Annotated in this window: 10 protein-coding genes; 5 read left to right on the top strand and 5 right to left on the bottom strand. The window is 62.5% G+C overall.

The genetic code is table 11. The features are described from left to right. Positions 1-107 precede the first annotated feature (107 nt). Positions 108-758 (top strand): YqgE/AlgH family protein, encoded by a 651-nt coding sequence (locus tag BLV09_RS28885; protein WP_146689819.1) that lies wholly within the window; start codon positions 108-110, stop codon positions 756-758. A 125-nt stretch (positions 759-883) separates the two neighbouring features. Here BLV09_RS28885 and BLV09_RS28890 read toward each other — a convergent pair whose 3' ends face one another. After that, on the bottom strand, positions 884-1,771 hold the full coding sequence (locus BLV09_RS28890) for a TauD/TfdA dioxygenase family protein (RefSeq protein ID WP_146689820.1): 888 nt from the start codon (positions 1,769-1,771) through the stop codon (positions 884-886). A 309-nt stretch (positions 1,772-2,080) separates the two neighbouring features. Here BLV09_RS28890 and BLV09_RS28895 point away from each other — a divergent pair, with 309 nt between their 5' ends. Further along, positions 2,081-2,815 (top strand): SDR family NAD(P)-dependent oxidoreductase, encoded by a 735-nt coding sequence (locus tag BLV09_RS28895; RefSeq protein ID WP_146689821.1) that lies wholly within the window; start codon positions 2,081-2,083, stop codon positions 2,813-2,815. A gap of 58 nt (positions 2,816-2,873) precedes the next feature. Further along, a complete protein-coding gene (locus tag BLV09_RS28900) occupies positions 2,874-3,248 on the top strand; it encodes a CsbD family protein (RefSeq protein ID WP_146689822.1) in 375 nt (124 codons plus the stop codon). Positions 3,249-3,349: 101 nt separating this feature from the next. Here the strand turns inward: BLV09_RS28900 and BLV09_RS28905 are convergent, their stop codons facing one another. Together BLV09_RS28905 and BLV09_RS28910 are read right to left on the bottom strand one after the other, a co-directional pair. Continuing rightward, entirely contained in the window at positions 3,350-5,002 is a 1,653-nt protein-coding gene (locus tag BLV09_RS28905; RefSeq protein ID WP_146689823.1) for an SGNH/GDSL hydrolase family protein, read from the bottom strand. Between the two features lie 161 nt (positions 5,003-5,163). Further along, entirely contained in the window at positions 5,164-6,558 is a 1,395-nt protein-coding gene (locus BLV09_RS28910) for a lytic murein transglycosylase (RefSeq protein ID WP_146689824.1), read from the bottom strand. 229 nt (positions 6,559-6,787) lie between these two features. On the opposite strand from BLV09_RS28910, the gene galU reads away from it, so the two are divergent. Continuing rightward, positions 6,788-7,669, top strand: coding sequence for a UTP--glucose-1-phosphate uridylyltransferase GalU (gene galU / locus BLV09_RS28915; RefSeq protein ID WP_146689825.1), 882 nt, complete (start codon positions 6,788-6,790; stop codon positions 7,667-7,669). Between the two features lie 8 nt (positions 7,670-7,677). Here the strand turns inward: galU and BLV09_RS28920 are convergent, their stop codons facing one another. After that, a complete protein-coding gene (locus BLV09_RS28920; RefSeq protein ID WP_146689826.1) occupies positions 7,678-9,174 on the bottom strand; it encodes a sensor domain-containing diguanylate cyclase in 1,497 nt (498 codons plus the stop codon). A gap of 160 nt (positions 9,175-9,334) precedes the next feature. Here BLV09_RS28920 and BLV09_RS28925 point away from each other — a divergent pair, with 160 nt between their 5' ends. Continuing rightward, a complete protein-coding gene (locus tag BLV09_RS28925; protein WP_100387431.1) occupies positions 9,335-9,583 on the top strand; it encodes a DUF7662 domain-containing protein in 249 nt (82 codons plus the stop codon). Positions 9,584-9,690: 107 nt separating this feature from the next. Here the strand turns inward: BLV09_RS28925 and BLV09_RS28930 are convergent, their stop codons facing one another. Then, positions 9,691-12,567 carry an EAL domain-containing protein gene (locus BLV09_RS28930; RefSeq protein WP_100385609.1) on the bottom strand — a complete coding sequence of 959 codons (2,877 nt, stop codon included), beginning with the start codon at positions 12,565-12,567 and terminating at the stop codon, positions 9,691-9,693. Between the last annotated feature and the right edge of the window lie 66 nt (positions 12,568-12,633).

A 12,633-nucleotide genomic window follows, 5' to 3' on the forward strand; every position in this document is an offset into this window, starting at 1 on the left:
GGCAAACCATTGAATTGCTTGTGATGTATGACTAAAGGCGGCTCAAGCTTGATTGACAGAGCCGCCACCCAATATCAGGATGTGAATCAGCAAGAGAGTCCTTTCGGATGGACCCACAAGGCAAAAAACCGAGGACTGTTCGCCGAAAAAGCGCCGGCAGCGGCGATATTCCGGTAGGGCGCGGCTATCTCGACGGCCAGTTGCTGATTGCCATGCCGGTCATGGATGATCCGCGCTTTGAACGTTCGGTGATTTATCTCTGCGCGCACTCGTCCGAGGGCGCGATGGGCATCATCGTCAATCGCCCGGCGGGCAGTATCGATTTTCCCGGATTGCTGGTGCAGCTCGACATCATCGACAAGGCCGACCAGATCAAGCTGCCGGAAAACGCCGAGACCATGAAAGTGCTGAAAGGCGGTCCGGTCGAGACCGGCCGCGGCTTCGTGCTGCATTCGAGCGATTTCTTTATCGAGGATGCGACGCTGGAGATCGACGACGGCATTTGCCTGACCGCCACCGTCGATATCCTCAAGGCGATTGCCAAGGGCTCGGGGCCGAAACACGCGATCCTCGCTTTGGGTTATGCCGGCTGGGCGGCGGGACAGCTCGAAAACGAAATCCAGCATAATGGCTGGCTGCATTGTGATGCCGATCCGGATCTGATCTTCGGCGGCGACGTTGAGGAAAAATACCAGCGCGCACTGCGCAAGATCGGAGTCGATCCAAGCATGCTGTCCGCTGAAGCGGGACATGCGTAAATCCCACTGTCATACCCCGCGAAAGCGGGCATCCAGTAACCGCCAGCTTTCACCGACGTCCACGCTTACTGCATCGCCGTTGCGCCGGCGATGACGGTATTTTCTATGATCGTCGTTGCGCCAAACTATTCCGCCGCCTGCTGCTCAACGGTTGGCGCCGTGCCGGCGACCGTGGCGCGGCGCATGTCGCGTGGTTGCGACTGGTCGTAGCGGCGGACGCGGTGCATGGTCTGGCGGTTGTCCCACATCACGAGGTCGTGCAGCGTCCATTTATGGACGTAGACGAATTCCGGCTGCGTGGCGTGTTCGTTGAGATCGTGCAGCAACACCCGTGCTTCCGGCACCGTCATGCCGACAATGCCGCCGGCATGCGACGACAGGTACAGCGACTTGCGGCCATGCACCGGATGCGTGCGCACCAGGCGCTGCAGCACCGGCTTGAACATCTGCTTCTCTTCCTCGGTGTAGTCGAGGAACCCCAGCGAACCCCGCGAATACATCAGCGAGTGCTCGCAGATCATGTCTTCAATCTCGGCCTTCGTCTCGTCATCAAGCGCGTCATAGGCCGCGCGCATGTCGGCGAATTCGGTGTTGCCGCCCTTGGGGTTCACCACGCGCGCCGACAATAGCGAGAACTTGGCCGGGATCGGCCGGAACGAACTGTCGGAATGCCACAGGCAATTGCCGAGATTGAACAAATGGGTGCGGTGGTCGCGCGGCAGCGGCTTGCCGTCCTTGCCGAGGTTGGAGACGTCGTTCAGGCCGGAGGTGAGCCGGTAATCCGCCTTCTTGGTCACGGTGCCGCCGCGCGCGTTCTCGCGCTCGCCGAAATTACGCGCGAATATCAATTGCTGGTCGTCGGTGATGTCCTGGCCGTGGAAAATCAGCACGGCATATCTGTCCATGCCGGCTTCGATATCGGCGGCCTCTTGCGGCGTCAGCGGCTGTCTAAGGTCGACGCCACTGACTTCGCCGACGAAATGCCGATGAAGCCGGCGGATAGCGACAGGCATGGATGCCTCCCAAATGTCTTTGTCGTGCTTTTTTTGCGTTTTTGTCGATATTTTTTGCCGACGTTCTTACGTCGCAAAAAGCTACTCCGGCGTGACCTGATGTCAACACGCCCCGGTGCAGCCGGTCATGCATTTCGCGCCATTAGCCCGCCGTCTACCGGGATCGAGAACGGTCAATCGCTTCACCGCCGGCTAAGCTGCTTGAAATGGGACATCGACGGCTCGCGGGAGATGGGGGGCTGGATTGACAAGGCTTGCCCCGATCCGCGAGAGAGGTCAAACGAGGCAGCAACAAGGGATCGCAGGGCGATGAACGAACTGGATTTCAGCGGCAAGCAGGTTCTCGTGGTCGGCGGCTCCAGCGGTATCGGCAACGGTATCGCGCAAGCGTTTCGGGCCAAAGGTGCCGAGGTGCATGTCTGCGGCACGCGCGCAAGCGCGGCTGATTATTCGCCGGAAGAGGGATCGCACCTCGAAGGCCTCGATTACTTCCAGCTCGACGTCAACGATCCCAAATCGATCGAGAATTTTAGCACGCCCTTCGAGCGGCTCGATGTGCTGGTGCTGGCGCAGGGCGCAGTGATTTACCGGCGCGGTGAATTCGAGATGGCCGGGTTTAGAAAAGTGCTGGAAGTCAATCTGATCAGCCTGATGGCTTGCGCCACCCGGTTTCATCCGACGCTGTGCGCGGCGAAGGGCTCGCTGATCATCGTCAGTTCGACGGCGGCGTATCATTCGACAAAGGGCAATCCGGCCTACAACGCCTCGAAGACCGGCGCCGTCGGCTTGACCCGTACGCTGGGGCAGGCCTGGGCAGAAGATGGCATTCGCGTCAACGGCATCGCTCCCGGTCTCGTCGATACCAAAATGACAAAGGTGACGACCGCGAATCCGAAGCGGCTCGAAGGCGCCATCGAGCGGATACCGTTGAAGCGGCTGGGAACGCCGGCCGACATGGCAGGCGTAGCGTTGTTCCTGGCGTCGCCGCTCGCGTCCTATGTCCTCGGTCAGACCATCGTGGTCGACGGCGGGCTGATTTTGTAGCTCACGGAACTGGAACGACGCCCGTCGGTTACCCCCAAGGAAACAAGGAGTGAGCGCGATGGACAAGGATCGAATTGCCGGTTCGGCAAAGGACTTTGCCGGCAAGGCTGAAGGTGCTCTCGGTGAAGCGACCGGCGACGCCCAAACCCAGGCGTCCGGGCGTGCTCGCGAAGCCGCAGGCACGGTGCAGAACCTTTACGGCCAAGCCAAGGATGCTGCACGTAGCGTCAGCGATGCGGCCTCAGGCTACGCCAAGGACGCTTACGAAAACAGCGGCGATACGTTGCGCGACGGTTCGCAAGCCGTGGCCAGGAAAGTGCAGGACAATCCGCTTGGCGCGCTTCTGATCGCGGGCGGTATCGGCTTTGCGCTGGCGCTGTTGATGACGCGGCCACCACGCCGGCCGCCGCCACGATGGCGCTATTACGGCTGACAGACATCCACCGTCATCCCGGGACGTGCGCCTTCGCGTGGACCGGGAATCGAGGCTGCGGCTGCTCCGTGCTGGAATGACGCGTTCGCGGAAGGATGCCGCTACCGCGTAAAGAAGTCCGGCGCCCACGCCGCACGGCCGACGTTGGCCGGAGGACGCAGCAGCAGGCGCGGACCTTGCGGCTGAGCCGGTTGCGGCTGGCGCTGCGCATTCCCAAACCCGAAGAAATTCTGACCCGATTGGGCGGGATGAACCTTCTTCGGCTTTGGCGGCGCGGTGGGAGCACCGGCCGGAGCGGCAGCCACCGTCCCATCAGGCGTCACGGCTGCAACCGGCGTTTCGCCCTTTGCCTGTTCGCGTCCGATTTCACGCCGCGGCCAGATAAAATCGTCGGCACGGCCCGCAGGTGGCGCCAGCGGCTCGCCCTTCACCAGCGTTCGCGCGGCGAGCGGATCGACCGCGGCCGGCCGCGAGCCAGGACCGCCGAGCAGTTGGTCGGTACCGACCGAAGAGGCCACCAGCGGCAGGATCGGTCCCGCCAGCGGACGCGGCGCCGGTTGACCGGGCTGCGCGTTGGCATCGGGTGTCGCTGGCTCCGTTGGCAGCGTGATCGGCGCGGAACGCGCCGCCAGCAGCCGCGTGACCTCGCGTTCGACATAATGCGCAAGCTTGCGCGCGCCGGCCTGGGTGAAAAACACGCCGTCGTAGGAGCGTAAGCGCCGGATCTGGCCTTCGAAGTCCGGGCCCTGTTGCAGGTAACGGCCGGCCTCGTCGACGAAGCCGTCCCAGACATCGACATAGGTGATGCCGGCCTTGCCGGCGGCATCCCGATAGAGCGCATCCAGGAACAGCATATCCGATGTGCCCTTCGGGCCGCGTATCGCAGGCAGGCCGACCCACACCACCGGCACGCCCTTGGATTTCAGGACCGCGATCATCTCCTCGATCTTCTTGGTGTAGAGCTCGACCCAGCGTTCCTCGCGAAACTCATAGATCCCGTTCGGCGAGCGCGTGCTCTTCTCCGGTGCGATCGCCGGCGGCGCATCGCCATTGTCGGCGTCCTCTGGAGCTAATTCGGTGTCGACCGCTTTATCGTCCGGCTTTGCGGCGCCATCCGGCTTGGTGCCATCAGCGGGTTTGGCCCGGGCGTCTTTCTTGTCGTTCTTTTTATCGGGCGATTTGCCGTCGGATTTCTCCGCGGCCGGCTCACGCATCGCGACGCGGTCGCTCAGTCCGAGCATGACGACGATGGCGTCGGGCTTCTCGGTCGCGAGAATGCCCCTGGCCGCCGCAGCCCAGTCGGCCGGATCGCCCTTGGGCTGATATTTGATGAGACCGGAAACCGTCTTGTGTCGGCGGAGCACGCCGATATCAGGTTGATCGGCGTAAGCGTCCTCGAGACCATAGGCCAGCCAGTCGGCCATGGCATCGCCGAGCACCAGGATGTTGCGTTCCGGCACGGTGTCGCGCTTCTCAGGTGGCGGCGCCTTCGAAAAATCCTCGCGGACGACGCGCTTTGGAGCCTGCTGCTGGAACGGCGTGAACAGATCGCCGCCGAACCAGCCTCCGCCGCCATTGCCGAAGAAACCGCCACCACCCCGCGGCGGCGGTGGGGGCCGCTGTGGCCCGCCGAAATTGAAAAATTGTGCGGACGCCGGTCCGACCACGCCGACCAACAGCGCAGTTGCAATGGCCAGCGCGATCAGCGGGCCGCTTTCGGTAAACACCCGGAAAAAGGACTTCGGATTGGCCATGCGCATCAATCGGAAATGAAGATCTGGCAGCCGCTATAATAGCGGAATCGGGCTGCAAGCGGGCATATTCTGCAAGCATAAACCGGGCATAGGCTACCGCCGTCAAGGGTACTGCGCAAATGTCGTATTCAGGGTTACTGAGCGGCCTTCCGGAACCGGAATCAGTGTCCCCTGAGCCGTTCCAACACGTCGGAGGAGGCAAATCCATCCGCTGGCGCCCCGATTGAGGCCTGGAAACTGCGCAGGGCATTTCGGGTCTCGCCACCAAACTGGCCGTCCGGGGTGCCGCGATAGAAGCCGCGCTCGACCAGCAATTGCTGAAGTTCCAGCCGCTCGGCGCGTGACAGTTCCCGTTCCTGCCGTGGCCACGGCTGCACGAACGGCGCGCCGCCGCGCAAACGGTCGGCAAAATGACCGATCGCCAGCGCATAGGCTTCCGCCGGGTTGTATTTCATGATCACCCGGAAGTTCTGCAGCATCAGGAAGCCCGGGCCTTCGGCGCCTGCCGGCGCCAGCAGATAGGCCTTCTCGGCCGGGTGCAGGAAGGGCTTGCCGTCGGCGTGCTTGAGGCCGAGATGCTCCCATTGCGCCAGCGTCATCACCTTGGCGCGGTCCGCCAGCATGTAATTGAAGCCCGGCGGCACCACGACCTCATAGCCCCAGGTTTCACCGGCCTGCCAGCCGTCTTTCTTGAGGTTGTTGGCGGTGGAGGCGATCAGGTCGGCCGGGTCATCGACCACATCGCGGCGGCCGTCGCCATCGGCATCGACGGCGTAGCGCTTGAAGGCGGTCGGCATGAACTGGGTGGGGCCGAACGCGCCGGCCCAGGAGCCGTGCATCTGCTCCGGGCGCAGGTCGCCGTGGTGCAGGATCTCCAGCGCCGAGAGGAATTCATCCTTGAAATAAGCCTGCCGGCGGCCGATGCAGGCGAGCGTTGCGGTGGATTGCAGTACGCTGCGGTCGCCGATCTGGGTCGAGTAATTTGATTCGATGCCCCAGATCGCCGCGATCGCATAGCGGTCGACGCCGTAGGCCTTTTCCACCTCGTCGAATTGCGGTTTGTATTTGACGAGGATTTCGCGGCCCTTGGCGAGACGATTGTCGTTCACCAGAATGTCGAGATAGTCCCAGATCGACTTGCTGAATTCCGGCTGCGAATCCATCAAATCCATGATGTGCAGATCGGGCGTCAGGCCTGCGGTGAAGCGCTGGAAGCTTTCCTGCGAAATATTGCGGCGCGCGGCATCGGGCCACATCGAGGCGACGCAATTGTCGAAATTCGCGGCAGCCTCGCGGATGGCGCTGGCGGTCATCAGCGGATGGCCGGACGCGCCGTCCTCGCCGCTCCAGGCCTGAGTTCCGCCATTGCCAGGCGCCGGTTGCGCTGCTGACGGATTGTCCTTGGAAAACGATCCGGTGAAAATGTTACCGAAGAAGCTTAACGGCCCGCCGCCGCTCGACGACTGCGCGCGCGCCTCGCCGCCGAGCAGCAATGTTGCCGCAAGGATGACCGCAACCGTTCGCTTGTTCGCCAATGCTCCCGTCCGTCGCATCATGTTCCACCTGCACCGCCGTAGACATCCCGCTTTCAGCAGGCCCTGTCGCGGTTTCCACTAGCTTAACAAAGGCGAGATTTTGTTGTCAGGATAGGCGCCAAGTTGGCATCACTTTTAACGCTGCGGCAAAGGAAACCACATATCCGCCTTTGTTCCCAGCCGTAAACCGGGTACCAACGCTGCATTAAACCCCTTCTCTGCATGCTTTTTTAGGGCACCACGATATCCCATGAAAATTCGCAAAGCTGTCTTTCCGGTCGCCGGCCTGGGCACCCGCGTTCTGCCCGCCACCAAGGCGATGCCCAAGGAAATGCTGACCATCGTCGATAAACCGCTGATCCAATATGTGGTCGATGAAGCCAAAGAGGCCGGCATCGAGCATTTCATCTTCGTCACCGGCCGCAACAAGGGCGTGATCGAGGATCATTTCGACCGGATGTTTGAGCTCGACGCCACGCTCGTGGCGCGCGGCAAGAAGGCCGAGATGGAGATTCTGGCACGCGACCAGCCCGAGGCGGGCGCCATGAGTTTCACGCGGCAGCAGGCGCCGCACGGGCTCGGCCACGCCGTGTGGTGCGCCCGCGACATCGTCGGCAACGAGCCGTTCGCCGTCGTGCTGCCGGACGAACTGGTGCTGAACACGCCGGGCTGTCTCAAGCAGATGATCGAGGCCGCGGCCAATCTCGGCGATAAATCCAACCTGATCGCGGTCGAGGAAGTGCCCGAACATCTCACGCATCAATACGGCATCTGCGGGGTCGGCAAACGCCACGCGCACCGCAAGCTGTTCGAAGTCAATGGCATGGTGGAGAAGCCGCCAAAGGGCACCGCGCCGTCGAACCTGTCGATCACCGGGCGTTACATCCTGCAGCCGGAAATATTCAAGATCCTGGAAACGCAGGAGCGCGGCGCCGGTGGCGAGATTCAGCTCACCGATGCGATGATCGGGCTGGCAAAAACCCAGAGCTTCTATGGCGTCGAGTTCGAGGGCGAGCGGCATGATTGCGGCTCCAAGGCCGGCTTTCTCCGCGCCAACATCGCCTTCGGCATGGCCCGCGACGATCTGCGCGACGGCCTGCGCGCGGAAATGAAGAAATACCTGAAGAAGTAAAGTAACTCCTAGGCCACCAGCGAAAGCTTCGGGATGCTGGCCAGTACGGATTGGTTACGGCCATTGGCCTTGGCCGCGTAAAGCGCTTTATCGGCAGCCCCCACTAGCTCGGACCAGTCGATCGTTGCGCCAGGCGTCAGACTGGCGATGCCGATGCTGACGGTGTTGATTTCCGACTCGTCGGACCATTGCTGGACTTTCAGCCGGATCTTTTCGGCGACCACCAGTGCTTCCGGGGATGATAGCCCCGGCAACAACACGGCGAATTCCTCGCCGCCATATCGCGCGGCGCAATCGCCGGCGCGACGAACCGAATCCGAGATGCAGATGGCAATCCCGATCAGCACCTGGTCGCCGGCCTGATGTCCGAACGTGTCGTTGTAGGCCTTGAAATGGTCGGCGTCGATCATCAGGAGCGCGAGCGGCGTTTGCTGGCGGGTCGCACGCCGCCACTCGTCATCCATCGTGGCGTCGAACTTGCGCCGGTTCTTCAGGCCCGTCAGCGCATCGGTTGTCGCGAGTTCCTCGAGCTTGTCCTCCGCCTGCGCGCGGCGGCTGATTTCGCGCGCGAGGAACAGGGTCACGGCGAGCATGAACAGGACCAGCGCCATCATGATCGCGCCGATCCGGATCGCCTCCTTGCGCCAGAGGTTGAGAATGCTGCTCCATGGCTTGCCAACCAGAACGACGAGCGGCTTGGTGCCGTCGCGCCAGACATAGAGCCGCGACATCCCGTCGATCACACTCTGGCCTGAATACCATCCGCTCGGTTCGGACAGCGCTCGTTTCACGCCGGCAACATCTCCGATGTTTTTGCCGATGACATCGAGGTCGAACGGCACCCGCATGATAACGGTGCCGTCGCGGCGAACCACGGTGATGGTGTCTGCCAGGCCAAGGTTGAGACGGCCGAACATCTCGTGAAAATAACTGAAGCGTATCGAGCCCGCGACCACGCCGAGAAAGCGCCCGTCGGCTCCGGTGATGCGCCGGCTCAGCACGATGGCATAAGAGCCGCGATGCAGCATCGGTCGGCTGATGAACAGCCCGGTATCGGGTCGGTCGCGATGCACCTTGAAGAATTCTTCGTCGGCGCGGTTTTCGGGAACAGGATCCAGCGTCGAAGCGTCGACGGTCAGTTGTCCGTCGGCGTCGAACACCTGGATCGCGCCAAAATGTTTTGCAGTCGCCGCGTGGTCGAACAGGATCAGGTGCCGGATCGGCTTGCTGAGGTCCTTGACCTCCGGCATCACCATGCTGCTCGCGACCGCGCGTAGCGACAGGTCATAAAGCTCGACGTTGCGGCCGATGTCGGCGTCGATGCCGGATGCGAGGTTCTCAAGCGTCTGGCGGGCCAATGCCTCCTCGCCGCGACGCATGTCGAGCAGGACGCTGGCGCAAATCGCGGAGAAGCCGATGATGGTGACCACGGAGGACGCGATCAGCAACTTGGCTGATAGCCGCCAAGGCCGGCTGGCCTCGTTCCTGCGCCGTCCGAATCTCATTATTCGCTCCCGATCCCGCCAGATACGTCCGGAATCGTTGCGACCGGCTTAAGTGACGACAACGATGCGGTAATAAGTTAACGATGGGTTGCCGGGACGGGGTGCATACTGCTCAAACCGCGCGACATTTTTCGAATGCCTTTTACAACCAGGAATGCAAGTGAACGACTACGACGCGCTGCGCGATTATCTGAAAAAGCAGACCCTGGCCGAATTCGTCCTGAGCTTCGACCAGATCGAGGAACTCATCGATGCCGTGCTGCCGCGCGCCGCGCAGCGGGCATCATGGTGGGAAACGCTGCGCAGCCCCCAGGAAAAGATGCCACAGCGCGAGGCCTGCCTTGCCGGCGGCTACATCGCCACGCGGCTTGCGGACGGCAAGGGCGTGCGGTTCAAGCGGATGAAGTGAGGCACCTTCGTCATACGCGGGCTTGACCCGCGTATCCATCAATCTTCGCTAAATGCATCTTTCGAAACGGATGGATTGCCGGGTCAGGCCCGGCAATGACGAGCGTACTAGCTCGCCGCCTCGAGCCGTTCTTCGGTCAATAGCCGCATCGCGGCGTCGGCATCCATCGGCTCGCCGAAGGCAAAGCCTTGCGCGTATTCGCAGCCGAGCTGATAGAGCTCGACCGCGTCGGAATCGGTCTCCGCGCCTTCGGCCACCACGTCCATTCCGAGATCATGCGCCAGCGCGATGATCGATTTCAGGATCACGGGGCGCGTGCCGCGGCTGGTGGTGCGCACGAACGACTGGTCGATCTTGATGGTGTCGAACGGAAAGCGCTGCAGATAGGCCAGCGACGAATGGCCGGTGCCGAAATCATCCAGCGACAGCCCGGTGCCGAGTTCGCGAATCCGCGTCAGCATCTGGGCTGCGTGTTCCGGGTTTTCCATGACCAGCGATTCGGTCAGCTCGAGCTTCAGCGTGCCGCGCGCCACCGAGGAGCGCGACAGCACGGTGCGGATATCGTGGATCAGATCGTGCCGCAGCAATTGCCGCGACGAGACGTTGACGCTGGCGAAGATCGGGTCGCGCGAGCGCATCGCGCGCTGCCAGATCGCGAGTTGCTTGGCCGTCTGGTCCATCACGAACATGCCGAGATCGACGATCAGGCCGATCTCCTCGGCGATCGAGATGAATTCCGACGGCGACATCCGTCCCAGTTTTGGATGATCCCAGCGCGCCAGGGCTTCGAAGCCGGCGATCGAACGATCTTCCAGCCGCACGATCGGCTGGTACAGGATAGTGATTTCCTCACGCTCGATGGCGCGTCGCAATTCGGATTCCAGCGTCAGCCGGTCGGTCTTGCGCGCGCGCATCGCGGGTTTGTAGACATCGATACGGTCGCCGCCGATGCGCTTGGAATGATACATCGCAAGCTCGGCGTCCTTGATGATCTCGTCGGACAGCTGGGTCTGCGGATCGCTCAGCGCAAGGCCAATGGAAGCGGTTAGAAAAATCTCGCGATCATTGAATGCGATCGGCGCACGGATGGTCTTGCGGATGGTCTCGGCGAAGGCGGTGATACGCGCCGGGTCCTGTTCCGACAGCAGGATCAGGCCGAACTGGTCACCGGCCAGCCGTGCCAGGGTGTCCTGCGGTTTCAGGATGCGGGTCAGCCGGCGGGCCAGCGTCAGCAGAATGGAATCGCCGACCGCGATGCCGACGGAATCGTTGACCTGCTTGAAGCGGTCGAGGTCGATCACCATCAGCGTCGGCCGCAGGCTCGGCATGGTCTTGGACAAATTGGCGACCGCGCCGAGGCGATCGATGAACAACTGACGGTTTGGCAGGCCGGTGAGGTTGTCATGCACGGAGTCGTGCAGCAGGCGTTCTTCGGCGTTCTTGATCTCGGTCACATCGGTGAGCGTGCCGACCACGCGCGACACCTCGCCATCGGAACCGACCACCGGTCGTGCCTTCAACGCGAACCACATGAAATGTCCGTCGGGCGTGCGCAGCCGGAAGTCCTGCACCAGCCGGCCGCGGCGCTGGTCGAGCACGCTGTCCAGCGCGGCGCGAAAACGATCCTGATCGAGCGGATGCAGCACCTCGAGCCATTTCGCGGCGGGGCCCTCCAGCGTGCCGCGTTTCAGGCCCAGCAGGCTTTCGGTCTCGGGGCTGGTGAAGACCTTGTCGGCCGAGACGTCCCAGTCCCAGATCAGGTCGCCGGAGCCGGTCAGCGCCAGCGCTCGGCGTTCGACGTCGGAGACCACGCCGGTGGTGGCGCCGCCGCCGGCAAAAGCGTGCTGCATCACCGTAAATCCGATCAGCATCACGATCAGGACCAGGCCGCCGAGCAATGCGGGGCCGACGATGTCGTTGGTCACGCTGCCGGCGACCGCCATGCCGGCCGCGACCACCCAGACCACCAGCAGGAACCAGGTCGGGATCAACAGCACGGCGCGGTCGAAGCCATGGGTCGACAGATAGACGATCAGCGCGAAGCCCGCGAACGCGATCAGCACCAGCGACATCCGAGCGATGCCCGAGGCGACCGCCGGATCGAACAGCGCCAGCGCCACCAGCGAACCGAGAAAGAAAAGCCAGCCGACGGTGATGTGGGAATAGCGCACGTGCCAGCGGCTGAGATTGAGATAGGCGAATAAAAACACCAATAGCGTCGCAGCCAGCATCGCTTCGCCCGCCGCGCGCCACACCCGCTCGGCGTTGTTCGACATGTCGAGCACCTTGCCCCAGAAGCCGAAATCGACGCCGATATAGACCAGCACCGCCCATGCCAGCGCCGCGGCAGCGGGAAACATGATGCTGCCCTTGACCACGAACAGGATGGTCAGCACCAGCGCCAGCAAACCGGAAATGCCGATCACGATGCCCTGGTACAGCGTGAACGAGTTGACCTTGTCCTTGTAGGCGTCGGGTTCCCACAGATAGAGCTGCGGCAATTTATCGGTTCGCAATTCCGCGACAAAGGTGATCACGGCGCCAGGGTCGAGCGTAATGCGGAAGACGTCCGCGGTCGGACTTTCCTGGCGTTCAGGACGGTCGCCGGTCGACGGTGTAATGGTTGCGATGCGCGACAATCCGAGATCGGGCCATATCAGTCCCGACGACACGATGCGGTAGTGAGGGGCGACGATCAGGCGATCGAGCTGGTCGTCGGTGTTGTTGGCGAGCGCGAACACCACCCAGTTCTGTCCGCCTTCGCGGGCACGAACTTCGATGCGGCGAACGATGCCATCGGTGCCGGGCGCCGTCGAAACTTGAATGCGGTCACTGTCGCTGTGCTGATGCTCGAGCACGCCGGTGAGGTCGATCGCGGGCGCGTCACTGCGGACGCTGACGGCGTCGAGGGCGCGCGCCGGCGTCGTGGCGGCAAACGTCATGAGGCCCAGCGCGAGCAGCGCAAGGCACCTGATCAGACGCAAATCAGTTCTCCGCTATCAACAGCCGCTATGGGCGAGGTGAGTTGCCCAATGTTGCGGCGATAAATG

Origin of the sequence: Bradyrhizobium canariense (assembly GCF_900105125.1) — a bacterium.
In the GTDB taxonomy this organism is placed as follows: Bacteria; Pseudomonadota; Alphaproteobacteria; order Rhizobiales; family Xanthobacteraceae; genus Bradyrhizobium; species Bradyrhizobium canariense_A.

Coding starts and splice junctions, on each gene's coding strand:
- BLV09_RS28895 (WP_146689821.1), top strand. CDS start 2,081: ATGAACGAACTGGATTTCAGCGGCAAGCAGGTTCTCGTGGTCGGCGGC.
- BLV09_RS28920 (WP_146689826.1), bottom strand. CDS start 9,174: ATGAGATTCGGACGGCGCAGGAACGAGGCCAGCCGGCCTTGGCGGCTA.
- BLV09_RS28910 (WP_146689824.1), bottom strand. CDS start 6,558: ATGATGCGACGGACGGGAGCATTGGCGAACAAGCGAACGGTTGCGGTC.
- galU (WP_146689825.1), top strand. CDS start 6,788: ATGAAAATTCGCAAAGCTGTCTTTCCGGTCGCCGGCCTGGGCACCCGC.
- BLV09_RS28900 (WP_146689822.1), top strand. CDS start 2,874: ATGGACAAGGATCGAATTGCCGGTTCGGCAAAGGACTTTGCCGGCAAG.
- BLV09_RS28905 (WP_146689823.1), bottom strand. CDS start 5,002: ATGGCCAATCCGAAGTCCTTTTTCCGGGTGTTTACCGAAAGCGGCCCG.
- BLV09_RS28890 (WP_146689820.1), bottom strand. CDS start 1,771: ATGCCTGTCGCTATCCGCCGGCTTCATCGGCATTTCGTCGGCGAAGTC.
- BLV09_RS28885 (WP_146689819.1), top strand. CDS start 108: ATGGACCCACAAGGCAAAAAACCGAGGACTGTTCGCCGAAAAAGCGCC.